General features: G+C 74.1%; 2 protein-coding genes. Both read right to left on the bottom strand.

The window, feature by feature from the left end:
- Window positions 1-922 (bottom strand): DMT family transporter (locus H5J30_RS33830; protein WP_181791612.1); only part of this gene is annotated, 922 nt, incomplete at its 3' end.
- A gap of 3 nt (window positions 923-925) precedes the next feature.
- Window positions 926-1,295, bottom strand: a 370-nt coding sequence (locus H5J30_RS33825) for a methyltransferase domain-containing protein (RefSeq protein ID WP_181791610.1), incomplete at its 5' end; no start/stop codon positions are given.

Here is a 1,295-nt window from a genome sequence, read left to right as displayed (position 1 = left end):
GCGTCCCGTCGTCCGTGGGCTCCGCCTGCGGCGGCTCCTCCGGCCCCGGCTCGTCGTGGCGGGGCAGCGTCAGCAGCACCGAGACGGCCAGCGCGATCCCGCCCAGCCGCAGCAGCAGCCGCGGCGCGTCGTCCGGCAGCGGCTCGCCGAAGACGAACGTGCCCGCGGCGACGGCGTGCAGGCAGTTGGCCGTCGTGCACACCGGCACGATCAGCGAGGCCCGGCAGCGCTGCAGCGCCGCCTGCGACATCACGAGCCCCGCCGCCCCGGTGAACAGCAGCGTGTACGGGTACGGCGACGCCAGCAGGTCGCCCGCGGTGCCGGGCAGGTCCGAGCCCGACACCAGACCCGAGACGCCCTTGATGGTCAGCGAGCTGACCCCGTACAGGAAGCCCACCCCGACCCCGTACGCGATGCCCGTCGTCGGGACCCGGTGCCGCCGCTTGGCGCGCAGCTCCGCCGCCAGGTACAGCCACAGCCCCGCGGCCAGCGACGGCAGCGCGACCAGCAGGAACCGCCCGGCCGGCGCCGACGTGCTGACCGTGTCGGCCTCCTTGTCCAGGGACATCACGATCATCCCCAGCGACAGCAGGATCGCCGCCACCCCGGCCATCTCGCGTGCGCTCAGCCGCTCGCCGAGGAACCGCGACGACAGCAGGACCAGCAGCACCAGACCGGAGACCAGGATCCCCTGCGCGGCGGCCAGCGGCAGCGTGCGGTAGCAGAGCAGCTGGGCGGCGAAGCCGAGCCCCAGGCTGAGGCAGCCCGCCAGCCACAGCGGGCTGGACACCAGCACCCGCACCATGCGGGCCGGCTGTTTCACGCTCAGTTCGGGCAGCGCGGACAGCGCCCGCTTCTCCAGTACGAATCCGCAGCTGATGAAGACGTTCGCCAGCAGCGCCGCGGCAACCCCCCACCACATCGGCTACTCCCGCCTGGCGTGGACGAGCAGGATCGAGGCCAGCGACGGCGCCAGGCACAGGGCGCGGTCGACCGGCCGCAGCGGCCGGGGCACGTCGTGGTACGGCGCGCCGGCCACCTTCTCCACGGTAAAGCCGGAGGCGGCGAGGAACCCCTTCAGTGCACGGGCCGTGTACAGCCGGAGGTGTCCGACGACCTGGCTGCCGGGCCGGCCGTGGATGCCGCGCAGGCTCACCTCGGAGAACACCGGCTGCACCCCGGCCAGCAGCAGCGCGCGGTTGTACCAGGCGGCGAGGTTGGGGGTGGAGAGCAGCAGGTGGCCGCCGGGCCGCAGCACGCGGCGCAGTTCGTCCAGCGCGGCGTCCGGGTCGACC

Origin of the sequence: Streptomyces phytophilus, assembly GCF_013870535.1 — a bacterium.
GTDB classification, from domain to species: domain Bacteria; phylum Actinomycetota; class Actinomycetes; order Streptomycetales; family Streptomycetaceae; genus Streptomyces; species Streptomyces phytophilus.
This window is presented reverse-complemented; position numbering and strand designations above follow the sequence as displayed.